The organism is Thalassospira sp. UBA1131 (assembly GCF_002311515.1).
Lineage (GTDB): Bacteria > Pseudomonadota > Alphaproteobacteria > Rhodospirillales > Thalassospiraceae > Thalassospira.
Genome location: NZ_DCAO01000111.1, coordinates 30,662 through 55,587 on the forward strand (window position 1 = coordinate 30,662; position 24,926 = coordinate 55,587).

Annotated in this window: 24 protein-coding genes; 4 read left to right on the top strand and 20 right to left on the bottom strand. The window is 54.0% G+C overall.

Annotated elements, in window-relative coordinates:
- Positions 1-224 precede the first annotated feature (224 nt).
- Positions 225-3,053 carry an excinuclease ABC subunit UvrA gene (gene uvrA, locus B3Z49_RS18950; protein WP_296993655.1) on the top strand — a complete coding sequence of 943 codons (2,829 nt, stop codon included), beginning with the start codon at positions 225-227 and terminating at the stop codon, positions 3,051-3,053.
- A 39-nt stretch (positions 3,054-3,092) separates the two neighbouring features.
- On the opposite strand, the gene B3Z49_RS18955 is transcribed toward uvrA, so the two are convergent.
- The gene (locus B3Z49_RS18955; RefSeq protein WP_296993657.1) at positions 3,093-4,070 is read right to left on the bottom strand and encodes a hypothetical protein; all 978 of its coding nucleotides are present in this window, start codon (positions 4,068-4,070) and stop codon (positions 3,093-3,095) included.
- 203 nt (positions 4,071-4,273) lie between these two features.
- Here B3Z49_RS18955 and trmFO point away from each other — a divergent pair, with 203 nt between their 5' ends.
- On the top strand, positions 4,274-5,620 hold the full coding sequence (trmFO, locus tag B3Z49_RS18960) for a methylenetetrahydrofolate--tRNA-(uracil(54)-C(5))-methyltransferase (FADH(2)-oxidizing) TrmFO (protein WP_008891005.1): 1,347 nt from the start codon (positions 4,274-4,276) through the stop codon (positions 5,618-5,620).
- A gap of 60 nt (positions 5,621-5,680) precedes the next feature.
- Here the strand turns inward: trmFO and B3Z49_RS18965 are convergent, their stop codons facing one another.
- The 3 genes from B3Z49_RS18965 to B3Z49_RS18975 form a co-directional block, all read right to left on the bottom strand.
- Complete coding sequence (locus tag B3Z49_RS18965) at positions 5,681-6,262, bottom strand: hypothetical protein (protein ID WP_296993659.1); 582 nt, start codon at positions 6,260-6,262, stop codon at positions 5,681-5,683.
- A gap of 146 nt (positions 6,263-6,408) precedes the next feature.
- A complete protein-coding gene (locus B3Z49_RS18970) occupies positions 6,409-7,254 on the bottom strand; it encodes a phytoene/squalene synthase family protein (protein ID WP_296993662.1) in 846 nt (281 codons plus the stop codon).
- Between the two features lie 5 nt (positions 7,255-7,259).
- Positions 7,260-8,432, bottom strand: coding sequence for a mechanosensitive ion channel family protein (locus B3Z49_RS18975; RefSeq protein ID WP_296993664.1), 1,173 nt, complete (start codon positions 8,430-8,432; stop codon positions 7,260-7,262).
- A gap of 108 nt (positions 8,433-8,540) precedes the next feature.
- On the opposite strand from B3Z49_RS18975, the gene B3Z49_RS18980 reads away from it, so the two are divergent.
- Entirely contained in the window at positions 8,541-9,890 is a 1,350-nt protein-coding gene (locus B3Z49_RS18980) for an NAD(P)-binding protein (protein ID WP_296993666.1), read from the top strand.
- Positions 9,891-9,893: 3 nt separating this feature from the next.
- Here B3Z49_RS18980 and B3Z49_RS18985 read toward each other — a convergent pair whose 3' ends face one another.
- The 5 genes from B3Z49_RS18985 to yajC form a co-directional block, all read right to left on the bottom strand.
- Entirely contained in the window at positions 9,894-10,274 is a 381-nt protein-coding gene (locus tag B3Z49_RS18985) for an Mth938-like domain-containing protein (protein ID WP_008891000.1), read from the bottom strand.
- A gap of 53 nt (positions 10,275-10,327) precedes the next feature.
- Positions 10,328-11,239 (bottom strand): DMT family transporter, encoded by a 912-nt coding sequence (locus B3Z49_RS18990; protein WP_296993670.1) that lies wholly within the window; start codon positions 11,237-11,239, stop codon positions 10,328-10,330.
- 152 nt (positions 11,240-11,391) lie between these two features.
- Positions 11,392-12,321, bottom strand: a complete 930-nt coding sequence (gene secF, locus B3Z49_RS18995; RefSeq protein ID WP_008890998.1) for a protein translocase subunit SecF — start codon at positions 12,319-12,321, stop codon at positions 11,392-11,394.
- Positions 12,322-12,340: 19 nt separating this feature from the next.
- Positions 12,341-13,906 carry a protein translocase subunit SecD gene (secD, locus tag B3Z49_RS19000; protein WP_064781509.1) on the bottom strand — a complete coding sequence of 522 codons (1,566 nt, stop codon included), beginning with the start codon at positions 13,904-13,906 and terminating at the stop codon, positions 12,341-12,343.
- A 142-nt stretch (positions 13,907-14,048) separates the two neighbouring features.
- Positions 14,049-14,426, bottom strand: coding sequence for a preprotein translocase subunit YajC (yajC, locus tag B3Z49_RS19005; protein WP_063089628.1), 378 nt, complete (start codon positions 14,424-14,426; stop codon positions 14,049-14,051).
- A gap of 235 nt (positions 14,427-14,661) precedes the next feature.
- Between yajC and B3Z49_RS19010 the strand changes: the two genes are divergently transcribed.
- Positions 14,662-15,525, top strand: a complete 864-nt coding sequence (locus tag B3Z49_RS19010) for an ATP-binding protein (RefSeq protein ID WP_063089630.1) — start codon at positions 14,662-14,664, stop codon at positions 15,523-15,525.
- Positions 15,526-15,584: 59 nt separating this feature from the next.
- Here the strand turns inward: B3Z49_RS19010 and B3Z49_RS19015 are convergent, their stop codons facing one another.
- From B3Z49_RS19015 to B3Z49_RS19065, 11 genes are all read right to left on the bottom strand, one after another.
- Positions 15,585-16,640 carry a peptidoglycan DD-metalloendopeptidase family protein gene (locus B3Z49_RS19015; protein ID WP_296993675.1) on the bottom strand — a complete coding sequence of 352 codons (1,056 nt, stop codon included), beginning with the start codon at positions 16,638-16,640 and terminating at the stop codon, positions 15,585-15,587.
- Positions 16,641-16,721: 81 nt separating this feature from the next.
- The gene (locus tag B3Z49_RS19020; RefSeq protein ID WP_008890993.1) at positions 16,722-17,375 is read right to left on the bottom strand and encodes a protein-L-isoaspartate(D-aspartate) O-methyltransferase; all 654 of its coding nucleotides are present in this window, start codon (positions 17,373-17,375) and stop codon (positions 16,722-16,724) included.
- On the bottom strand, positions 17,372-18,139 hold the full coding sequence (gene surE, locus B3Z49_RS19025) for a 5'/3'-nucleotidase SurE (protein WP_296993679.1): 768 nt from the start codon (positions 18,137-18,139) through the stop codon (positions 17,372-17,374). The genes B3Z49_RS19020 and surE overlap by 4 nt, the downstream gene beginning before the upstream one ends.
- A gap of 12 nt (positions 18,140-18,151) precedes the next feature.
- A complete protein-coding gene (serS, locus tag B3Z49_RS19030; protein ID WP_120224752.1) occupies positions 18,152-19,426 on the bottom strand; it encodes a serine--tRNA ligase in 1,275 nt (424 codons plus the stop codon).
- A gap of 100 nt (positions 19,427-19,526) precedes the next feature.
- Positions 19,527-20,528: a twin-arginine translocase subunit TatC gene (gene tatC / locus B3Z49_RS19035; protein ID WP_296993700.1), complete on the bottom strand. Its 1,002-nt coding sequence runs from the start codon at positions 20,526-20,528 to the stop codon at positions 19,527-19,529.
- Between the two features lie 2 nt (positions 20,529-20,530).
- Positions 20,531-20,929 carry a Sec-independent protein translocase protein TatB gene (tatB, locus tag B3Z49_RS19040; protein ID WP_296993684.1) on the bottom strand — a complete coding sequence of 133 codons (399 nt, stop codon included), beginning with the start codon at positions 20,927-20,929 and terminating at the stop codon, positions 20,531-20,533.
- Between the two features lie 35 nt (positions 20,930-20,964).
- Positions 20,965-21,201 carry a twin-arginine translocase TatA/TatE family subunit gene (gene tatA / locus B3Z49_RS19045; RefSeq protein ID WP_044829067.1) on the bottom strand — a complete coding sequence of 79 codons (237 nt, stop codon included), beginning with the start codon at positions 21,199-21,201 and terminating at the stop codon, positions 20,965-20,967.
- A gap of 174 nt (positions 21,202-21,375) precedes the next feature.
- Positions 21,376-22,419: an ABC transporter ATP-binding protein gene (locus tag B3Z49_RS19050; RefSeq protein ID WP_296993688.1), complete on the bottom strand. Its 1,044-nt coding sequence runs from the start codon at positions 22,417-22,419 to the stop codon at positions 21,376-21,378.
- 105 nt (positions 22,420-22,524) lie between these two features.
- On the bottom strand, positions 22,525-23,361 hold the full coding sequence (gene scpB / locus B3Z49_RS19055; RefSeq protein ID WP_296993690.1) for an SMC-Scp complex subunit ScpB: 837 nt from the start codon (positions 23,359-23,361) through the stop codon (positions 22,525-22,527).
- A gap of 18 nt (positions 23,362-23,379) precedes the next feature.
- Entirely contained in the window at positions 23,380-24,249 is an 870-nt protein-coding gene (locus B3Z49_RS19060) for a segregation and condensation protein A (protein WP_296993692.1), read from the bottom strand.
- 33 nt (positions 24,250-24,282) lie between these two features.
- The gene (locus B3Z49_RS19065) at positions 24,283-24,924 is read right to left on the bottom strand and encodes a site-2 protease family protein (protein WP_296993694.1); all 642 of its coding nucleotides are present in this window, start codon (positions 24,922-24,924) and stop codon (positions 24,283-24,285) included.
- Positions 24,925-24,926 lie beyond the last annotated feature (2 nt).

Genomic DNA, 24,926 nt, shown 5'->3' on the forward strand with positions numbered 1-24,926 from the left:
GTTACCAAAGGCTAAGCCTGATCAAAAATCTGACCGTTCCGGTCACAGGATTTATGAAGCCCGCCGGTCTTATTCGGCGGGCTTTTTCGTGGCTCTGTCATGCGTCGGGTTGTTAATTGCGGATCTCCTGACAAATACTGACAGGAACTGTCAGGGGTGCGCTTGCGTATAGCTTACGGCTCCTCTATACACTTTCCGAACAATTCAGGAACAAAAGGCCCGACATGCTGACGAAAATTTCGGTTCGCGGTGCGAAAGAACACAACCTTCAGAACATTGATGTTGAACTGCCGCGCGATTCCCTTGTGGTGATTACCGGTCTGTCGGGATCAGGCAAAAGTTCTCTGGCCTTTGATACGATCTATGCCGAAGGTCAGCGCCGCTATGTCGAAAGCCTGTCGGCCTATGCCCGCCAGTTCCTTGAGCTAATGCAAAAGCCCGATGTCGAATATATCGACGGGCTGTCACCTGCCATTTCCATCGAACAAAAGACGACCTCGAAAAACCCGCGTTCGACCGTCGGCACCGTCACCGAAATTTATGACTATATGCGTCTGTTGTGGGCGCGTGTTGGCATCCCCTATTCGCCTGCCACTGGACTTCCGATTGTCAGTCAGACGGTTTCGCAAATGGTCGACCGCGTGATGGAGATGGAGGAAGGTACGCGTCTTTACCTTCTGGCACCGATCGTGCGTGGCCGTAAAGGTGAATACAAAAAAGAACTGCGTGAACTTCGCGCGCGCGGCTTCCAGCGTGTCAAGATCGATGGCGAAATGTATGACATCGACGAAGCACCGGAACTGAACAAGAAGCTCAAACACGACATTTCGGTCGTGGTCGATCGCCTGATCGTCAAGGATGGCATTTCAACCCGTCTGGCGGACAGTTTTGAAACCGCGCTTGAACTTACCGATGGCATCGTTTTGACCGAAGATGCCAAAACCGGCGAAATCACGGTATTTTCGGCAAAGTTCGCCTGCCCTGTTTCCGGCTTCACCATCGAGGAAATCGAACCACGCCTGTTTTCATTCAACAACCCGTTTGGCGCCTGCCCGGCCTGTGATGGTCTTGGCACCCAAATGGAATTCGACCCGATGCTGGTCGTCCCGGATGAAAGCAAGACGCTCGAAAACGGCGCAGTGGCCCCATGGGCCAGCACAACATCGAAATACTATCTCCAGACCCTGAAATCGGTCGCCAAGCACTTCGACTTCAAAACCAATGTCCCGTGGGAAAAACTGCCCAAGAAAGCACAGGACATCATCCTGCATGGATCTGGCGACGAAGAAGTCACGGTGACCTATGATGACGGATCACGCAGCTATAAGGTTTCGCGTCCGTTTGAAGGTGTTATTCCCAACATGGCGCGCCGCTGGCGTGAAACCGACAGTCAGTGGGCCCGTGATGAACTGTCCAAATACCAGATGGTATCGCACTGCCCGACCTGTGCGGGCAAACGCCTGAAACCCGAAGCACTGGCAGTAAAGGTTGACGGCTGCGACATTTCCCAGGTCACGGATCTTTCGATTGCCAAGGCCGCCGATTGGTTTCTGGCACTGGAAGATAAGCTGAACGCAAAAGAAACCGAGATTGCGCGTCGTATCCTTCGCGAAATCAATGATCGTCTGCGATTCCTGCGCGATGTCGGCCTGGATTACTTATCGATGTCGCGCACATCCGGCACCCTTTCCGGCGGCGAAAGCCAGCGTATCCGTCTGGCGTCCCAGATCGGTTCGGGCCTGACAGGTGTTTTGTATGTGCTTGATGAGCCTTCAATAGGTCTGCATCAGCGCGACAATGACCGCCTGCTTGAAACGCTGAAACGGTTGCGCGACCTTGGCAACACAGTCCTTGTCGTTGAACATGACGAGGACGCCATTCGCGCGGCCGACTATGTTGTTGATATGGGCCCGGGTGCTGGTATTCATGGCGGCCGTATTGTTGCCGAAGGAACCCCTGAACAGATCCAGCAAAATCCAGACAGCCTGACGGGTAAATACCTTGTCGGGGTTGAACAGATTGCAGTTCCCAAGGAACGCCGCAAGGGTAATGGCAAGGCGATTACCATCAAAGGGGCAACGGCCAACAACCTGCAGGGCATTGATGTCGATTTCCCATTGGGCAAGTTCATCTGTGTGACCGGGGTTTCGGGCGGCGGTAAATCAAGTCTTGTGATTGAGACGCTGTATAAGGCGCTGGCCAAGCGGATGCATAATGCCCGCCATCACCCTGGCGCGCATGACGAGATCACGGGCGTCGAACTGATCGACAAGATCATTGATATTGACCAAAGCCCGATCGGTCGAACGCCGCGTTCCAACCCGGTGACCTATACCGGTGCGTTCACGCCTATCCGTGAATGGTTCGCCCAATTGCCAGAGGCAAAAACACGCGGCTACAAGCCCGGTCGTTTTTCCTTCAACGTCAAGGGTGGACGCTGCGAAGCATGCCAAGGTGATGGCGTCATCAAAATTGAAATGCACTTCCTGCCTGACGTTTATGTCGAATGTGACCAGTGCAAAGGCCATCGCTATAACCGCGAGACACTGGAAATATCGTTTAAAGGCAAATCGATATCCGACGTCCTTGATATGACAGTCGAAGAAGGTGCCGATTTCTTCAAGGCCGTTCCGTCCATCCGCGACAAGATGGAAACCCTTAAACAGGTTGGGCTTTCCTATATCCATCTGGGGCAGCAGGCCACCACCCTGTCGGGTGGCGAAGCCCAACGAGTGAAGCTTGCCAAGGAACTGTCCAAACGGGCGACCGGCCGGACGATCTATATCCTTGATGAACCGACAACGGGGCTTCATTTCCACGATATCCGCAAACTTCTGGAAGTGCTGCATACGCTTGTCGATCAGGGCAATACGGTTGTCGTGATCGAACATAACCTTGATGTTATCAAGACCGCAGACTGGATTATTGATATCGGTCCCGAGGGTGGTGATTGCGGCGGCCAACTGGTCGGTGCCGGAACACCGGAAGACATCATGGGCAATGAACGCAGTTACACAGGGCGCTACCTGAAACGCCATCTCGGACTAGAATAAGACATAAGGGCAGCATGAAGCTGCCCTTTTCGTTTTGGCTTAGCCCGAATTCGTGACCCTGTCTTCAACCCGCTTGACCAGCGCGGTACTCAGCCGTTCGCTAAATCCCGACAGGAAGGCGAAGACAAGCACGATGGATATCTGCTGACCTGCGGCGGCTGATTGGCTGATTTGGTCGAGATCATCAATCTTGTGCAGCTCATCAAGGGGGATTGGCAACATCCCGGCCCTAAGAGCTAAAAGGACAATGATCGCAAAGCAGAACCCCATGCACGGCCGGAACAAGAAATTAAAGAACACCGAAGCCGGTTCCATTTCCCCCCACGGCACATCCTTGCCAAGTCGCATCATCATGCTGGTCAGGGCACCGATGGCACCGAAACTGCCGACCACGAACAACAGGTCGTAGCTGAAACCAAACAATTTGCCGTTGCCGGTGCTGATAAGGTTGTCGACCTGCACAAAAAACAGGACCGCAAAGACAAGGACAATTGGCGAAAGTGCCAAGGCAAGGGCGGCGATACGCAGGCTCTTGTTAAAGGCCACTTCAACCGGATTTGCCAGTGGCAACTTGGGCCGATCAAGCTGTTCGTGTTTGAGATCGTTTAGATATCCCTGCACGAAACCGTCTCGGCCCTGGTTTAATGCCAGAAGCATGATGATGGCATCTGATTGCTTTCTATCCTGAGCGGCCCTGGTATCGGCATCCTCATCTTCGCGCCACCAACGCAGGAAAGACCGGATCACCATCGAGGATCGCCATCCCTGACGGGTGGCAACCACATATTCGATCATGCCTTCGATGTCGGCGGGACCAAATGCACCCTCGCCCGCGCCGCCGAATGGAAATCCAAGACGTCTTTCCTTATGGTCGCTTTGCGCGTCACCATCCCCGCTCTCGGGCTCTTTGGTGCCTTCGACAAACTCTGCATCTATGACGTGCCGCCGACGCGGCACAAGTCCGATCACCGGACAATGGGTAGGTTCGTAGCCATAGGGATGATGCGGGTAGCTCATGGAATGCCATCTTCACGTTATCGGGACAGAACGGCTCTGTCCTGTAAGACGGTTGGGATGTGGTGGTGTGAAAATTTCGGTTATGCAGGACAATGTGAACAGGTTTGCTCTGCCTGCGGCGCAATTGACTTGAAATCTTCCCCCATGCACCGCTATGTGTGTGCCACGTTATCAAAACCCACTCTGGCAAGGAGTTCGCACACGTGAATACGGTCAAGCCTGTTCATATTATTGGCGCCGGTCTGGCGGGCAGCGAAGCCGCCTGGCAGTTGGCAGAAGCCGGTGTGCCCGTCATCCTGCATGAAATGCGCCCGACGCGCCCGACCGACGCACACCATACCGACAAATGTGCTGAGCTGGTCTGTTCGAATTCATTCCGGTCCGATGACAAGGAATACAATGCTGTCGGCCTAATCCATGATGAAATGCGCCGTGCCGGTTCGATCATCATGCGGTGCGCTGATCAGCACAAGGTACCCGCCGGTGGTGCACTGGCCGTTGACCGCGAAGGTTTTTCCGAGGCCGTCACAAACGCGCTTGAAAACCATCCTTTGATTACGATGGAGCGCGGTGAAATTGATGGTCTGCCACCAGAAGAATGGGAACATACCATCATTGCGACCGGGCCGCTGACATCCGGTGCGCTTGCCGATGCCATTCGCAAGGCAACTGGCGAGGAAAGCCTTGCCTTCTTTGATGCGATCGCACCGATTGTCTATAAGGACAGCATTGATTTCGATAAGGCATGGTTCCAGTCGCGGTATGATAAGGGCGACGGCAAGGATTACATCAACTGCCCGATGTATGAAGATGAGTATAACCGCTTTATCGATGCCCTGATCGAAGGCGAAAAAACCGAATTCAAGGACTGGGAAAAAGACACCCCCTATTTCGATGGATGCCTTCCGATCGAGGTGATGGCCGAACGTGGGCGCGAAACGCTGCGTCACGGCCCGATGAAACCGGTTGGCCTGACCAACCCGCATAATCCGAAAGAAAAGCCGCGCGCAATTGTTCAGTTGCGTCAGGACAACGCGCTTGGCACGCTTTACAATATGGTTGGGTTCCAGACCAAACTGAAATACGGCGCGCAGGTCGAAGTGTTCCGCACCATTCCGGGGCTGGAAAATGCCGAATTCGCCCGTCTTGGCGGCATTCACCGCAATACCTTCCTGAACTCGCCACGACTTTTGGATGGGAATCTGCGTCTTAAATCACGTCCTGATCTTCGCTTTGCCGGTCAGATTACAGGCTGCGAAGGATATGTTGAAAGTGCAGCCGTCGGTCTGATGGTTGGGCGGTTTACCGCAGCCGAAAAAGCAGGGAAAACCATCCCGACGCCGCCGCTTGCAACAGCCATGGGGGCCCTATTGAACCACATCACCGGCGGTGCCGATGAAAGCACCTTCCAGCCGATGAATGTGAATTTCGGTCTCTTCCCGGATCTTGATCTCAAGAAACGGGTCAAGGGCCGTGATCGTAAAAAGCTTTATAGCGATCGTGCCATTCCGCTTTTTGATGAGTGGCTCAGCACCGTGAACGCAGCCTGAAAAATCAAAAGCCGCATCACTTTCGATGCGGCTTTTTTCTTTGACCAGACAGGCGCGCGATCAATAGCGATCAGGTTGGCGCGTCAGCTTGCCCGTAACATCGCGGATTTGTTCCCCGTCGCGGAACCGGCGAAAGATCAGATCAAGATTGCCGTCGTCGTCGAGCGTGCGCTTGTAGACCTGCATTTCATACCCGCCTTCATCATTGATATAAAGCGCGTGAATTGTAAGGGTCTTATCAACAATCCGTGCCCAGAAAAATGGTTCGCCTTTGAGCGGGTCATTGGGAATACGTTTCCCGAACAGCCCCGAACGCATGGCGCTGCCATAGATGTCTGCGCGCTCGGTAGCGTAAAACTCGACATCCAGAGAGACGGTTTTTTCACGTCCGTCTGGCTTGTGGATGACCGTTGACCAATCGACGATAAAGCCGCGTTCGGTCTCCTTGATGACCACATCAAGATCGCGGGCTTGAAGCTCGTTTTCGGCATGCTCGATGGTTGTGCCATGATAGGAACCCACGAACGGTTCAATGCTTGCAGCACGGGCCTGCGAAAGAGGCACGACCGACAGGCACAGCATCCCGACAAACATCAGGCCGCTAAACCACCGTTCCCGGGTCTTTTTTATCAAATGTGCCATCTTGGTCCTCATGTCGGGCATGCCCGCATCTTGCGCCAGATATCAAAGGGTTACCAACGCTACCACGTACAGTTCAGTGCTGTCCTGACCTTTGTTGTCACTCTAAGAGATATTTATACAATGGTCATGTGACAAGCCATAACGGATCAATATCTCTTGAACATCCCGTTAAGGGTCAACCGCAGACTGGCCGGTCGTGCCAAACCGAATTCGGCAGAAAACGGATCATACCCGGACTTGGCAAGCTTGCGGAGGTATCCGTCGGCTAGAACAACCGGCAATGCGGCGGCGTGGGCCTGTTTTGGCAACGCGCTGCGATGTTTGCGGGCTTCGGCAATGCGGGCACGCGCCAATTCAGCCAGTTCGCGAATGAACTCACGAATTTCCTGTTTTTTACGGAACTCGAAAACGTCACCTTGCGCGACTTCGTGATGTTCCATCCGATCCTTGGGCAGATAAAGGCGCTTTGACCGGCCATGGAAAACGATGGCCCGCATAATGCCGACCAGGCCATACGCATTGCCGGCAAGCCGTGCCGCATGGTCTGCATCGTCGCCACCTGCCCCAAGCAGCCTTGACGCCAGTACACTGATCTGGCCGGACGTTTGATCAATATAGCGATCAAGTTCCTGCTGGGTGGCAGGTTGGCGGTCTTCAAGATCAAACTCGCGTGCGGCAACAATCGCCTCAAGGTCGGCAATCGCAAGATGCCCGTCCTTCACCAGATCAGCCAGCGGCTCGACAACTTCGTGTTTGCGCACCTGCCCCTCGCCCAGTTCAGTCAGGGTGTCACGCCACCATTGTAAGCGGATATGGCCCAGCATGACTTCACTGACCATCTCGCGCGTTTTGGAGACTTCCTGATTAAAGGCGTAAAGGGTGAACAGAGATTCACGTTTTTCCGGTGCCGCAAACAGCGCACACAGGAAACGGTCCCGGTCATGGCGCCTGACATAGTCGGCACAGTGGGAAAGCTTTGGCGTATCGGGCATTTATCCTATCCGATCTTACGTTCTGAACGTTGATCGTCTTTTGGGCTGTTGATGATTTCCGGCATGCTTTCGACATATAGCGATTGCGACGGGAATGCGAAAGCAGCGTCCTCTTCCTCGACAATACGTTTGAAAGCAATGATATGACGATTGCGAATATCGCGCCACGTCACCCAGTCAGTGGTTTTGGTGAAGTAATAAAGATCAATATTGATCGAACTGGCACCAAAGTCGGACAAATGTACCATTTGGGCGACATCGGTCTGTGCAACGTCTTCATCGTTTTTCAGAAAATCGCGCAGCTTGTCGACGATCGCTTCCATTTGTTTGGCGGTCGTTCGGTATTCCAGACCAATCACCATCTTGATCCGACGATGTGTCATTCGCGACCAGTTGATCACAGGCGAATCAACGATCTGGGCATTTGGCATCGTAACCAGGGCCTTGGCAAAGGTACGTACCTTGGTCGCCCGCAGGCCCACGACCTCAACCGTTCCTTCGAAGTGCGGTGTTTCGATCCAGTCGCCGCGCTTATACAGGTTGTCGGCGAAAATCGTCAGGCCGCCAAAGATATTGGCAACAGAATCCTTTGCCGCCAACGCAACCGCCATCCCGGCAAGACCAAGACCACCCAGGAACGCTGAAACATCAATACCCCAGTTTTCCAGAATGATAACGCCGCCAATAACGACGATCAGGGTCTTTACCCCGCGAATGAAGAATTGCCTGAGATCATCGCCAAGCCCGGCACCAAACCGGCCGACCAGCCGATTTAACGATACCCCCAACGGCTCCACAGCGCGAAACAGCGCCCAAAAGACACAGAAACCGGCGGCGACTGAAATAGCCTCAACAGCAAAGGCATCAATTTCTTCGGGGAGTGTCAGCACCTCGGTTGCGAAATAAACGCCAAGCAGCATGAACAAAGCCTGCAAAGGCAAGGCAAAGGCATCAAGCACATTGCCCATCATGCTTTCTGAACGCTGATGTGCAATCCGACGCAAGATAGCAAGTGCACCACGCACCAGAACCCGCTTGAAGATAAAGAAAACAAGCAGCACCAAGGCAGCACCAACAAGCCTTCCGATCTCCCCGCCGCCAAGCATATCGACCCACGAATTCATGTGGCCGATCACCTCTTCGTTCAGGTTGTCCAGTTCGGTGGTGATTTCATCCATGGCTTGTAAGCTGTTCTGATGTTAAGGTTATTACGACTTCTGACTTGGTACGACTATGTAGCACATCGTTCTCTGGCCTTTGTATAACAACTAAATTGGCTCAGGCATATGGCATCATTTGCGTCCGGAAGCTTACACATTATCGGCGGCGGTCTGGCCGGTTCGGCACTTGCCACCTGCATGGCCGAGGACGGCTTTGACGTAAAGCTGTATGACGAAGCCGAGCCATTTGAAAGCCGCTGGACGCGCGGCATGCATACAGCACCTGAAAGCCACAAAACAGCAGAGCCAGAGATATTTTATGATCCGTCGGGGCTGGTTGCCGACTTCTTTGCGGGCTACCCGGAAATCCCCGCGAAACTGATCAGACCGGCCCATTGTGTGATGGGATTGAAACGCGGGCGTCGCAAACCCGCCATTGTATCGCTTGATCAGGGTATATCGCGGGCGCTGATTTCCCGGCGGATAAGCATTGCGGCACGTGCCTACACCGCACTGACACTTTGGCAGCAACGATCTGCCAGTGAAGAAAACCGGCTCGACAGCACGTTCTCATCGGGTGCATTTGACTCTGACGACAAAGCCCATCAGCCCGGCACCTATCATCGTGATGCGCTTACTGTTCTGGCTGAAGTTCTGTTTTCCATGCCTGCCCACCGATGTTCAAAGTCTCTACTGGCACGGGTTCTGGTGCCAAGGTTGCGCGAGATTCTGGCGCGCCATCATGAACCGGTGTTTGCGGCGATTGATCCGATTATCCTCAACGATATCGCCCTGCCTGCCCTGCGTGAACGGTTCCTTGCTGCGGGTGGGACCATCAAAAGTCGAACGAAACTCGGCGATATCGACAGCACTTCGGACTACGCGACCGATTTGCTGTTCGAAGATGACAGTCAGATTGTTCTGAACCCTGATGATGCCGTTGTTCTGGCCCTGCACCCCAAACCATTATGCGATGCGGTGCCCGATATCGGGATATCACCCGCACCTGCACATCGGCGCTGCATGACGTTTGAAATGCGCAAACCATTTGCGGAGCCACAAGCTCTGTTGGTCAGTGATGATATCGTGCGTGCGCTCTACTGCAATCGTCGTCATCTTCAGGTAAGCCTGAACAGCAGCTTGCAATTGCAAGATACCCAGAACGCCGATCAATTTGCACAGCTTGTCTGGCAACGTTGTGTTTGGCTCTGTGACCAGTACCTTAATCTTGATTTGCAAACGCGATCGGACAATGCGGACAATGCACTGCATCCCAACCACTTGTTCATCAACGCCGAAGCTCCGTTTCCTGAAATGACGCCGGGAATGGCTGCCAGCCGACAGCATCTGCGTGCACCATGGAAAAACGTATTTCTGTGCGGGGATGTCTTCCCGATTGATCAGGCCCCGGGACCGGCGGCACTTTTTTCAAGCGTGCTCGAGATTCGCCATGAACTTCAAAAGTTCTTTGCGTAATCGTCAGACAGCAATCATCGCCGCGGCGACGCGACGTGCCTCGGATACCAGCACATTGTAGGTCCGGCAAGCAGCACCGGTATCCATTGGTTCGATGACAATACCGTGCGGTTTAAGCGCCTGACGCCACTCAAGCGGGACAGGTGTTAGACGTGTCCCCATGCCAAGCAACAGGATCTCGATTTCGTCGGCCTTTTCGATCACCCGTGAAAAAGAGTCCGGCGTGATGTCGTCTTTTGTCGTGACGTTCCATGAATAGACGGCTTCAGGAAACAGCAGGATTGATCCCGTAACCGTTTCTTCGCCAAATCGAAAAATGCCGTCGCCATAGCTGGTGACCATTTTACTGCCTTCGGCGACCAAGGTACTTACTTCAAGAGACATGTTGGCCCCATTTGCGGTTGTTCAATTGATTTGAATTGGACTTAGTCTGGATTTCACGGAGTGTCGAGGTGCTCTTCGGTAATTTTTCTGCGCCAAAGAATGAACAACCCGGATAAAACGACGATACCGCAACCGATCATCATCAGCATGTCCGGTTCCTCGCCAAACAGGATCATGCCCAGTGCAATACCAAACAACAAGCGGGTGTACCTAAATGGCGTAACTGCGGAAACATCGCCAATGCGCATCGCTTTCATTAAGGCAGCGTAGGCAAACGCCCCCATCAGGATTGCGCCAACGAAATACAAAACGCTTTGCGTATTCATCCACGTAAACGCTTTTCCATCCCACAATGAAAACACGATGCCTGCCAGAATAATGGCCACAAAGCCGTAAAAACCGAGGATGGACGTGCTTAGTGATACCGGCGCGGCACGGCTGGCAAGATCACGCCCGGCAAAGCCAATCGTGCCAATCACGGCAAGCAGGGATAACGCAGAAAAGCTGTCAGCGGTCGGACGTAAAATAATCAAAACGCCAATCAATCCGACGATGATTGCCGTCCATCTTCTCCAGCCCACCTTTTCGCCAAACAGGACGGCGGCTCCAAGAACGACAATAATCGGCGTTGCCTGAAGAATTGCGGTCGTCGATGAAAGCGGCGTTAATGCCAATGCGAGGACATAAAACAACCGGCCAATAACTTCAAAAACGATCCGTATGCCCATCGCACGCGACAGCACGTCAGGATTAAGCAAGCGCTGTTTGTTGATCCGCGCGACAACTGCAAACAGGATCGCCCCACCGACCCCAAATACAATCAGAACCTGACCGACAGCATGGGTTTCTGAGACAGCCTTAACAAACGCATCCTCAAAAGAAAACGCCACCATCGCAGCCATCATCCAGATGCTGCCGATCAGATTTGCGCGATGTTCGGGGTTAGATGCGATATGGGGTTTCATCGGTTGCAGCCAGTTTTTAATGGACTTTTTATCGGCTCTCTAGGCACGGAAACGAAAGACCGCAAACGATCAAATCCCGCAAAGAAATGGCCGGGTTTGTTGTCTCACAAACCCGGCCATAGTGTAAATGTCTATAAATCCAACCCGGTGGATCAGGCGCCAGCTTCCTGGCCTTCTTCTGCCTCGGGAATTTTACGTTTGAGGCGAAGGACAATCAGTAGCGGTGAAGCGACACAGATCGAGGAGTAGGTCCCGATCACGATGCCAAAGATCAACGCCATGGTGAAACCGCGGATCGCTTCGCCGCCAAACACGAACAACGCAATGAGTGCCAGCAACGTAGTAAACGACGTCATAGTCGTGCGTGAAAGCGTCGAGTTGATCGACAGATCCAGCAAATCGGGGATTTCCATCTTGCGGAACTTGCGCAGATATTCACGGATACGGTCAAACACAACAACCGTATCGTTGATGGAATAACCGGCCACCGTAAGAACCGCCGCCAAGGTCGCCAGATCAAACTGAACACCTGTAATCACAAAGAAACCGATGGTGATCAGGACGTCATGCAGCAAGGCTGCAACCGACGCGACAGCGAACTGCCATTCGAACCGAACCCAGATATAGACCATGATCAGGAACAGCGAGATCACGACGGAATAGAACCCGGCTTCCTTAAGCTCGCCACCGACTTTCGGACCGACAAGTTCGCTACGGCGAATGGTGACGTCATCACCAAGTGCGTTGGTGACAGCCGCAAGGGCCGCCATCTGGGCTTCTTCATCGCCATCCTGACGCTGCAACTGGATCAGGACATCATCCGGCTCACCGAATTCCTGAATGGAAACATCGCCAAGGCCGAGGCTGCCAAGATTGTCACGCAGTGCATTGATATCGGCCGGGCCGTTGGTCTTGATTTCGACTAGAATGCCGCCCCGGAAATCGATCCCGAAGTTAAGGCCCTTGGTGAAGAACAAACCGACCGAGGCCAGCACCATCAGCAGAGACGCGATATAGAATATCTTCCGGAATTTAAGGAACGGGATATTCACGTCATCCGGGATAAGATGTAAAGGTTTCATATCTTCCCTGTTCCCTTCCTTAAATGACCAACTCGGTCGGGCGGCTGCGTTTTACCCATGCTGCAATCAGCAGTCGGGTCAGCCAGATCGCCGAGAACATTGAGGTGATAATGCCGATGGCCAGTGTCACGGCGAAGCCCTTGATCGGACCAGATCCGAAGCTAAACAGCACAAGGGCTGCAATCAGGGTCGTGATATTGGCATCAAGAATGGTCGACATGGCGCTGCGATAACCGGCATCAATCGCATTGATGATTGTACGGCCGTTGCGGCGTTCCTCGCGGATGCGTTCAAAGATCAGCACGTTGGCATCAACCGCCATACCGACGGTCAGAACGATACCCGCAATCCCCGGCAAGGTCAGCGTCGCCTGAAGAACAGACATCACCGCCAGAACAAGGATCAGGTTCATCATAAGCGCGATGTCGGCATAGACGCCAAACCGGCCATAACTGATCACCATGAAGGCAATGACAAAGACCAGGCCAAGAACGGCAGCAAATTCGCCGGCCTCGACCGAATCCTGACCAAGGCCCGGACCAACCGAGCGTTCTTCAAGGATCTGCATCGGTGCAGGCAATGCACCAGCACGCAGAAGCAGGGAAAGATCGTTGGCTTCCTGAACGCTGAACTGGCCGGTAATGATACCATTGCCGCCAAGGATCGGTTCGTTAATGCGCGGTGCGGAAATCACTTCACCATCAAGAACGATAGCAAGACCGCGACCAGCATTTTTGCTGGTGATATCGCCAAATCGCGCGCCGCCTGCCGCGTCAAAGCGGAAGGAAACAACCGGACGACCGTCACTGAAGGTCGGCTGAGAGTCGACGAGGTTGTCACCTGAGACAACGATACGACGGTCAATCAGATATTCGCGGATACCATCGCCTTCATCTGCCGACGGCAGGATCATGGTTCCCGGCGGAAGGCCGGTCGCACGTGCATCGGCGGCTGTCTTTTCGTTATTTACAAGATGGAAGTTCATCTTTGCCGTGCGGCCCAGGATGTCACGCAGGCGCGACGGATCATCAAGACCTGGCACCTGAACAACGATGCGGTTTTCGCCCTGGCGCTGGATGGATGGCTCGGTGGTGCCCAGTTCGTCAACACGACGACGGACAACTTCCAGCGACTGTGCAATCGCACGGTCAATCAGTTCGCGATAAGCGACTTCGTTATAGGTCACAACGATGTTGTTCCCCTCGCCGCTCAGTTCGGTATTCGGTTCCGCGGTGCGCGCGATTTCACGCGCCTTTTCAACGTCATCGGCCCGCAGAATGGTGATCTCTGCACCATTGGCCGTGGCTTCACGCGGACGGTTACGGATTTGTTCCTGACGCAGTTCGGTGCGGATCGCATCGGCAAGCGCGTCATAACGTTCGCGCAGGACACTGTCGGTGTCGACTTCAAGCAGCATGTGCGAGCCGCCACGAAGATCGAGGCCGAGATTGATCTGCTTGCCCGGCAGGTAACTGGACTCAGTTGCCAGAGTGCCCGACGGCAGGAAGTTTGGCGCAGCGTAGATTACGCCCAAAGCACACACCAGAAGGACCAGTGCTGCTTTCCATTTGGTAAAATAAAGCATGTGTTTGTGACCGGATCTGTCAGGGTCAACCTTGGTCTGGTTCCAAGGTTCTTGGAACAACGGGTATTTGGTACCGCTTCAGGCCACCGGCAAAATGCAAGAAGGCGGAGCCAACTGCCCCGCCTCACTTGATACGAAGAGATTAGTCTTTCTTGGTCTCTTCTGCTTTTTCTTCTTTTTCGTCTTTGGCATCGCTTTTGGCCGGTTCGGTTTTTGAAAGAACCGTTGAAACCATGCCACGTGCGACTTTGACTTTCACACCTTCGGCGATCTCGACCGACAGTTCATCGTCGCCAACAACCTTGGCAACGGTACCAATCAGGCCACCGGCGGTGACGATCTTGTCGCCACGACGGATCGCCTCAAGCATTGCCTTATGTTCTTTCTGCTTTTTCTGCTGAGGACGAATAAGCAGGAAATAGAAAACAACAAAAATCAGGATCAGCGGCGCAAACTGCATCAGTGCACCAGCACCGTCTGCACCACCAGCGGCCTGAGCGTAAGCCGTCGAAATAAACATTAGGAACTCCTAATTCCTCAGAACAAAAAATATCAACTGCCGGAATATAACGGGGTGTTACGCCAAAGCAAGGGAGAACCGGTTTCAAAGCGGTAAAATCGGCACTTGTGTGCTTTTGTTCACCTTGTGTTGCACGAAGGTCCTTAGAACAAACACTTCCATTGGCATCCTAATGTGCTAGCTTTCCGGCCAACAAAAAACGTCACCGGAAAAAAGAAACACCCAAGAGGCCCCGATGAGTAGCGATTTCGATAAACTTTTGCCCACACTCGAACGAATTGCCACAGCGCTCGAACGCATGGCACCTCCTGCGCGCGCCAAAAATGATCTGAGTGCTGCCGATGCCTTTGTCTGGCAGGCACGAACAAGCTACTTGCAACCGGTTCGGAACGTGAACCGCGTCGATATCGGGCTTCTTCAGGGTATCGGACAGCAAAAGGAAATCCTTTACAACAACACCAAGCGCTTTGCCGATGGCCTGCCGGCCAACAACGCATTGCTTTGGGGCGCGCGTGGAACCGGTAAAAGCTCCATCGTCAAGGCGATGCATGCCAAGATCAATGCCGAAAGCCCGGCATCACTGGCACTGGTCGAAATTCATCGTGAAGATATTCCGACCCTGCCCGACCTTTTGCACATCCTGCAAGAAGGCGGTCGCCGCACGATTTTGTTCTGCGATGACCTGTCTTTTGACATGCATGATGAAAGCTACAAGTCGCTGAAGGCGGTTCTTGATGGCGGCATTGAAGGCCGCCCGAAAAATGTGATCTTTTATGCAACGTCAAACCGCCGTCATCTTATGGCGCGTGACATGATCGAAAATGAACGCTCCACAGCGATCAATCCGTCCGAGGCGGTTGAAGAAAAAGTCTCCCTATCGGACAGGTTCGGTCTTTGGCTTGGCTTCCACAATATCTCGCAAGACGTCTATTTCGAGATCATCGAAGGCTATGCCAAGGAATTCGGGATCGATATCCCGACCGAAGAGCTGCATGCACGTGCCAAGGAATGGACCGTTACACGCGGCAGCCGTTCGGGCCGTGTTGCCTGGCAGTTTATTCAGGAAGTCGCCGGCGAACTTGGCAAATCGATCGATTAGCCAATGCGGGACTAGCGGAAAAACGGAATACACCCGGGCCAATTGTCCGGGTGTTTTTGTTAGCGCGACACCATGACGCTTGGCAGGAACTTGATCGGGTCTGATGATTTGCGACCCTGGCGGACTTCAAAGTGAAGCTGCGGGAACGTCACGGCCCCGGTCGTGCCAACCGTCGAGATCTTTTGACCACGTGTCACAACATCACCACGGGCCACCAGCGGGCTTTCGGTATGTGCATAGGCGGTCACAAAGTTATCGGCATGCTTGATCAGGATCAGGTTGCCAAAACCGCGCAACTCGTTGCCAACATAGGTCACAACACCGTTGTCGGCGGCAAGAATGGGCGTGCCGCGATTGGCCTGAATATTGATACCGTCATTAAACAGGCCACCGGTCCCAGCACCGTATTTCAGAACAACCTTGCCCTGAACCGGCCAGATGAACCCTTTACGTGCAGATGGATCTGCCAAGGTGACATTCTGACGCACAGAGCTGCCCTGCCCGGCAATCGGTGTCGATTTGCTGTCAGTCTGCCAGCTACGGGCGGAGGCCATCTGACGTTCGGCAGCGGCGGCATAGTCCTGTGGTTTCAGTCCTGGTGTCGGAATGCTTCCGCCATTGCGTGGTGAAACGCGTGCGACCGCGGACGATGGCCGCGCAGTCTGTACTGGTGCGCTGGTCGATTTCGCCGGAACACTTACCACCTGACGCTTGCCGCCAATCGTGACGGTCTTGGTCGGCGTGCTCGATTTGGACGCAACCGCTGTATCTGGTGGCAGGCTGTCGTAATTTGGTGTCCACGGCGGCAGGACAAGGCGCTGCCCGGGATAGATCACATACGGTTCGCGAAGGTCATTGCGGCGGGTAAACTGCATAAAGTCCATGTGATAGCGCACGGCAAGCTGCGAAACTGTGTCGCCCGGCTCGACCGTGATGACCCGTTCCCCGTTCTTGAGCTTTGGCATGCTATAGGGGCTGTAGCTCGCCCCATCGCCATAAACCACCGGCACCGGCACGGAATTGAGCAAACAGCCGCCAAGCGCCGCACTTGCTGCACAGACAAGCAACAGGCGTTTTCCGTGATAAACAGCGCTTTTGACACAATTTTCCATCATGTTTCTGATTGTCTCCGATCAGCGGTTAACAATCAGTAAGCATCAAGGTGTTCAGGATGGATTTAAATGGCCTGACAGGTGTCAGAATTCCTCGGTGCCCGGAAGCATGGGAACGAACCGGACTGGCATCAGTTCGGTAACATCGACACCACTGGGCGTACGCAAGACACGCAACAAAAGCTGTGTGTGGGATACTTCCCCCACTGGCACGACCATGATGCCACCGACTGCAAGCTGGTCGACAAGCACCGGCGGAACGTCCTGTGCTGCAGCCGTGACAATAATCCGATCAAACGGTGCCTGCGCTTTCCACCCAAGCCCGCCGTCGGCATGCAATGTCGAAATGGTGTGCAGGCCCAATTCGCGAAACTTGTCCTCGGCCTCGCGCAGGAGCGGTTTGTGACGTTCCAAGGTATAAACACGCCGGGCGAGCTTGGCCAGAATCGCTGCCTGATAACCAGAACCGGTGCCGACTTCCAGCACCTTCATGCGATCATTAAGCTCAAGCGCCTGTGTCATCAGGGCCACGATATAGGGCTGTGAAATCGTTTGGCCCTTGCTGATGGGCAATGCGACGTTTTCCCAAGCCCTGCTGACGAAAGGATCGGCGACAAAAATCTCACGCGGGATGTCGGCCAGTGCAGACAACACGGCTTCATCATGAATGCCATCATCACGAAGGATCTGCAACAGATTGGCTATGGCGGTTTCGCGCGTAATCACCGGCTCGTTCACGGAAAGGCCTTCGTCAGTTTTTCAAACGTATCGTAATGGGTGAAATCAAGGCTGATCGGGGTGACAGAAACATTGCCCTGCTCGATCACGCGCAGATCAGACTTTTTGTCTTCTGGCAGTTCAGACTGAATAGCCCCGATCCAGTAATATGGCTCGCCGCGCGGATCAAGGCGTTCGGCGATGTGATCACCGATCTTGCGCTGCCCTTGCCTTGATATCTTTATCTCTGCGCCGCCATTGGCTTCGTGGTCGGGGAAATTGACGTTGATCAGAACGCCTTTGGGCCAAGTTGTCGTGACCAAAGTTGCCAGAACATCCTTGAGGTATTTCTCGGCAATCGTCCAGTCGATCATGTCGCCAGAGAAATACTGTGAAAACGCGACCGCAGGCACATTAAGCAACGTTGCTTCCATGGCGGCGGCAACCGTCCCGGAATAGGTTACATCTTCACCAAGGTTGCCACCCCGGTTGATCCCCGAAAGCACGATATCTGGCGGGTTGTCGCGCATAACCTGCTGCAAGCCAAGCAGAATGCCATCGGTTGGCGTACCGTCCACAGCGAAGTGCCGTTCATCGCGTTTATGAATACGCAATGGACGGCGCAGGGTCAGGGAATGCCCCGCCCCGCTTTGTTCCATCGACGGTGCAATCACCCACACATCATCGGAAAACTCGCGTGCGAGCTGTTCCAATATCTTGATCCCGGGCGCGTCAATGCCATCATCATTACTGATCAGGATGCGTGCTTTGGTGAGATCCATCATGTCGGTATCGTCCTAGCCCGCCGAGATTACCTCTAACCCGCCCATATAGGGTTTGAGCGCATCAGGAACACGGATCGAGCCATCCGCCTGCTGATAGTTTTCCATCACGGCAATCAGGCAACGACCAACGGCAAGGCCAGACCCGTTCAGGGTATGAACAAACTGGGTCTTTTTGTCACCGGCAGCACGATAACGTGCATTCATGCGGCGCGCCTGGAAATCACGCGTGTTCGAGCATGACGAGATTTCGCGGTACTTGCCCTGCCCCGGCAACCAGACTTCGATGTCATAGGTTTTTGCCGCAGAGAACCCGATGTCGCCGGTGCAAAGAATAACCGTGCGATATGGCAGGCCAAGACGTTCAAGAACCGTCTCCGCACAGCGCGTCTTGCGGGTCAGTTCCTCGTCAGATTTCTCTGCTTCGACCACCGAAACCATTTCCACCTTGGAAAACTGGTGCTGGCGGATCATGCCGCGCGTATCGCGCCCTGCCGAACCGGCCTCCGAGCGGAAACACTGGGTCAGTGCCGTATAGCGCAGCGGCAGTTTTGCCTGATCGATAATGTCACCGGCAACCTGGTTGGTCAGGGTTACTTCTGACGTCGGGATCAGCCAGTAATCATTGGTAGTTTTAAACGAATCCTCGGCAAATTTCGGTAACTGGCCGGTACCAAACATGGCGTCATCGCGGACCAGCATCGGCGTGATGGTTTCCTGGTAACCATGTTCGCCTGTGTGCAGATCCAGCATGAACTGTGCGAGCGCACGTTCGAGTTTGGCCAGACCGCCACGCAGAATGACAAACCGCGAACCAGACAGTTTGGCTGCGGTTTCGAAATCCATCATGCCGAGTTTCTCACCGATCTCGAAATGTTCGAGCGGCTGGAAATCAAATTCACCCGGGGTCCCCCAACGATTGACTTCGACATTGTCGTTTTCGTCTTCGCCAACCGGGACTTCGGGATCAAGAATGTTCGGGAAAGACGACAGCAAAAGATCAAGCTGGTCATTCAGGGATGCCTGACCATCTTCGGCTTCCTTGATCTTGTCCTTGAGTGTGCCCATTTCGGCCATCAGGTCGTCGGCATTCTCGCCATTCTTGCGCAATTTTCCGATTTCACCTGAGATCGTCTTGCGGCGGGCCAGCATTTCCTGATGTTCGGTCATCAGTTTACGGCGTTCAACGTCGATATCGATCAGACGCTGTGCGGTAACGTCCTGTTTGCGCGCAGTCATTGCTGCGTCAAAAGCCTCGGGGTTGTCCCGAATCCATTTAATGTCGTGCATCGAAGAGCACCCTGTCAGTCTATCTGTTTGTGGCTTTATACGATGGGGTGGACACAAGGTCCACCCCGTCAAATCGGACGGTTCAGGCGGGGGATTTCAATCAACGGGCGTTGTTGAAATCATCCTCGCCGTCATCATTGTTCGACGGTCCGGACAGCTTGGGCGCATCCCCCTCATCGTCAGCGGATCGGGTCAAGGAAGTCTGACCGTCATCATAGGATGCAGCCGCCTCACCTTGTGCGTCGACACCGTCTTGCGCCGTTGCGACTGCAGTTCCGGTTGCGGCCTCTGCCTCAACGTCGTCATCATCTGAGTCCGTCTCGTCATCCTCATCGGCGTCATCGTCCGCTGCGGCTTTCGCACGCTTGCGCTCGGAAATGCGCGCCATGATGATCGAGATTTCATAAAGAATGATAATCGGAATGCCCAACCCGATCTGAGAAATCAGATCCGGCGGGGTCAAAACGGCGGCAAACCCAAATGCAATGACGATTGCGTATTTCCGGCGACGTGCAAGGCCATCCGCGGTGACGATGCCGGCACGCGCCATCAACGTCAGCAGCACCGGCAACTGGAAGCATAGCCCGAACGCAAAGATCAGCTTCATGACCAGCGACAGGTATTCGCCCACCTTGGCTTCAAGCTGGATCGCAAGGTTTGACGCGCCACCCGCCTGTTCGAAACTAAGGAAGAACTTCCAGGCCAGCGGCATGATCAGGTAATAGACCAGCGCACCGCCCATCAGGAACAGGATCGGCGTCGCAAAGATGAACGGCATGAATGCCGAACGTTCGTTCTTATAAAGACCCGGCGCGACAAACGCCCAAAACTGTCCAAGGAATACTGGTGCAGAGACAAAACAGGCCGCAAAGAACGAAACCTTGACGTAAGTGAAGAACACTTCGGTCAGGGCGGTATAAATCATGCGCCTGTCGGGCCCCATGATTTCAGCAAGCGGCTGGACGAGGAACCCGTAGATGTCCTCGACGAAGTAATAGCAGACACCAAAGGTAATAAACAAAGCAAGAACCGCCCAAGTCAGGCGGTTTCTCAGCTCGATCAGATGCTCCATGATCGGCATCTGTTTGTCATGCGATTGCATGTTCACGCCTGGCTCTCCGGCTGATCTTTTTTCTTGCTGTCATCTGCGGGCGCACCCGTTGTCGTTGCCGGTTTTGCAGCATCAGTATCAGCCTTTTCGGCCGGTTTCTCTGCTTTCGGCTTGGACTCGGTCTTTTTGCCGTCGCTTTTGGGACTTGAGATTTTGTTTTCCAGAAAATCGGTCGGATTGCTATGCGAACTGTTGACCTGCTTGCGCAGATCATCAAGTTCCGCTTCGCGGATGATGTCATCAATTCCGCTCTGGAATTCACGCGCCATACCGCGCACTTTTTTCCAGTAGCCCGCCAATTTGTACAGCAGATGCGGTAACTCTTTGGGGCCGACGACAAACAGTGCGACGACGGCCACAAGAGCCATTTCGGTCCAGCCGATATCAAACATATGACACGCCTATCTGAAGGAAATCCGACAGACGATCAGGATTTCACAGAATCCTTTTCATTGTCCTTGCTCTCGGATGAAACCGAAGCAGAGGTCGTGTTTTCGATGGTCTTGGCCGAAGCGCCTGCATCTTCTTCTTTTTCGTTGATGCCCGCTTTGAAGCTCTTGATGCCTTTGCCCATGTCACCCATCACTTTCGGAAGCTTGCCTGCGCCGAAGATGATCAGGACAATCGCAAGAATCAGAACGATTTGCCAAACGCCAATACCCATAACTTAAATCTCCAAAGATCCATTCTGCCTGCCGGCGACTTGCCCGGATAATGGCAGAAAGCCCCCCACTGTGCAATGCGACGGTTGGTTAATAACCATGCAGTGCAAAATACCTGTTTAATGTGCGTCTTTCTGTCTGCCGAAACAGGCCGAAACCCGGTCCGCGACGACGCATCAGGTCATAGGAAACACGAAGGCCATGTCGGGATCAAGCGTAATAGCGACAGATGGCTGATTAATCGGTGAAAAGCGTCGTGGGACACGCGCGTGAATATGCGCACCGGCCTCAAGCGTCAGGTGAACCAGATTGACTTCACCAAGGACACGAACCGCATCTACATGGGCCAAAACGTCATGCCCGTTCAGCGCTTCGCCGATATGCAGGCCTTCTGGCCGGATCAGGACTTCCACCTCAGTGCCGTTTTCGATGCTTTGGCTATCGACATCACCAAACGGTGTTGCAACCTTGCCATCCACAACTGTCCCCGGGAAACGGTTAACCTCGCCAAAGAATGAGGCGACAAACCGGTTTTCAGGCCGGAAATACAGTGTTTCCGGCGATCCGTCCTGCATGATCTGCCCTTCATTCATGATGATGATCCGGTCGGCCATATACATGGCTTCCTGCGGATCGTGGGTGACCATCACAGTGGCGATCCCGGCATCCTTGAGAACGTGCAAGGTGGTATCGCGCAAATCCGCACGTCGTGCGACATCAAGACCGGAAAACGGTTCATCAAGCAGCATGATCCGCGGCTTCGGCGCAAGCGCGCGCGCCAAGGCAATACGCTGCTGCTGACCACCAGAAAGCTCGTGCGGATAGGCATCGAGATACTCGGACATGCCGACCTGTTCGAGTGCAGCCTTGATTGCACTCATGCGATCCGCTTCACTGAAGTGACGCAGGCCAAAGCCAATGTTCTTCGCCACGTTCAGATGCGGAAACAGGGCATAGTCCTGAAAGACCATGCCGACACCGCGCTTTTCGGGCTCTACATAGCCACCCGGCTGGGCGACGATCTGATCATCGACGGAAATCGCACCAACCTGAAGCTTTTCAAGGCCTGCCGCAAGACGGAGTGCTGTGGTCTTGCCACACCCCGACGGGCCAAGCAGACACACCAACTCGCCGGGGGCGACATCAAAGCTGATATCGCGCAAAACGCGGTTCTCGCCGAAAAGGTGAGAAACATGCGACATCTTCAGGCCGTCGGTCATCGAAAACTCTTCTTACAACAGGGATCGGGCACCCGCAGGTGCAAATGATTTGCGAAATCTTTCGTGGAACTTAAGGTCAGCGCCCGTGTGATGCAAGAAGATGGATCAATTGGTTTCGTGATCGTGATCGCTTACTTGGGCGTCTTCATCGTCCCCAAGGTCCTCAAGGTCGCTTTCGCGTGCCGTGCCCGGTACCTGTTCATCATCGTCATACAGGTTCGGATTGTCTGAATAGATTGTCTCATCGAGATCGTCGAGATTGCGGGTCGTCAGGGCCTCTTCGACGACAGAATCGGTGACCTCGCCATCATCAATCAGATCCGGCAAGGCTTCATCATCCGAACTTGCACCATAGCGGCCCATACCCGGTCGACTATCAAGCAACCCTGCCGCCTTGAGATCCGCCAGCCCCGGCAGGTCGTCACGGCTTTCAAGCCCAAAGTGATCAAGGAAGTTATCTGTTGTCGCCCAAAGAACCGGCCGCCCCGGCACCCGTTTGCGCCCGCGCGGACGGATCCATTTGGATTCAAGCAGGATATCAAGTGTCCCCTTGGACAGCGCGACACCACGGATTTCCTCGATCTCAGATCTTGTGACCGGTTCGTGATAGGCAATGATGGCAAGGGTTTCCAGTGTCGCACGCGTCAGTTTCTTGGCCTTTTCGACCTCGATATGAAGGTCCCCTGCCAGGTCCATCGCGGTGCGAAATGCCCACTTATCGCCAATCTGTTTAAGGTTCACGCCACGCGGCTCATAAGTCTCGGCAAGCGCGTGCATGATTGCACCAACATCAGTGCCCTCGGGCAAGCGTGCGGCGATCACCCGTTCACTCACCGGTTCTGCAGAGGCGAACAAAACGGCCTCAACAATGCGAATATGTTGAAAGTCAATCTCCGGACCGGATTCGACGCCTTCGATTTCAAGCTGCGTTTCTTCGCTCATTGCGTGCCCCTGCCCAACTTATTTCTTAAACGTGTCTGCGTCGTAGTCATAATTGCGCGGTAGATCCCCTTCCCGCACAGTCTGTGGCGATCGCAGCAGAATCGGCCCAAAGGTCTCTTCTTGTGAGATTTCCAGTTCACCATCGCGGCACATTTCAAGACTGGCAACAAAATGCGCCGCCAATGCAGAGCGCGCCTTAAGCGGTGTTCCAAGCCCGCGCGGCATGAATTCAAGCAGCCTTGTCCATGTCGGCACCACACGTCGGCCAAACAAATCGCGCAATCGTTGGATGGCATCATCCATGGCGTAAAGATCAAATGCCTCGATCTCAAGCGTTTTGCTTTCCGATGTCAGCATGATCCGCGCATAAGCCTTCAGCAGGTCATAAAGAGATGCGTCATAGACAGACGCCGTTGTAACCCGGACTTCCTCAGGATCGCCACGACCAAAGAAATCACGTCCCAAATTGGGGCGTTCCAGAAGTTTCTCACCGACCGCTTTCATCGCCTCAAGGCGCTTCAGCTGGAAGGCAAGAAGTTCTGCCATTTCCTCGGCACTGAGTTCTTCCTCGTCACTTTCCTGTTTTGGAAGCAGCAGGCGCGACTTCAGGTAGGCAAGCCAAGCGGCCATCACCAGATAATCAGCCGCCAGTTCAAGGCGCAAACCCTGTGCAGTATTGATGAACTCAAGATATTGTTCGGCAAGATCGAGAATGGAAATCTTGATAATATCGACCTTTTGGTCGCGTGCCAGTTCAAGCAAGACATCAAGCGGCCCCTCGAACCCGTCCAGATCAAGGATCAGGCGTTCGGCAAGGCTCGGTTCGTCATCAACCGGTTTCTTGTCAAACACATCATCTGGAATTTCGAATTCGAACTGGTCTGCCATCTATCCCCGACTATCCCCCGCGTCTGTCGGCGTTCAGGCAAAAATATCTGCCAGAAGCCTGACCAGTGCATTGGCCGGTTCAAGCACCAACCACTGGAACACCGGCAGGTCTATACCAAGTTGCGTCGTGACATAGGGCAACAGAAAGACCAATCCGATCAATATGATCATGCCGGTTTTTTCCATACGCGCCAAGACCCGTGCAATCGGCATCGGTGAAATTGCGGTCAGAACCCGCCCACCGTCAAGTGGCGGGATCGGCAACATGTTAAACACCGCCAGAATGCAATTCAGCCAAAGTGACTGATTAAGCATGGTCGCAAGCCAATCGTTGACCGCTGGTGAGAAGCTTGGCAGCCACACCAAAAGCAGGATTGATACAATGGCAAGTGCCACGTTGGTCGCCGGACCTGCAATCGCAACACAAATCACCCCCAAACGCTGCGGATGCAGGCGATGAAACGCCACGGGCACCGGCTTGGCATAGCCAAACAGGAACGGTGCGGCTGTTATCAGGAGCAATCCCGGGATCAGGATGGTGCCAACCGGATCAATATGGCGGATCGGGTTAAGGCTTAGCCGACCCATGCGTTGTGCCGTGTCATCACCAAACAGCTTGGCGGCGAAACCGTGTGCTGCCTCGTGCAACGTAACGGCCAGCAAAACCGGAATGATCC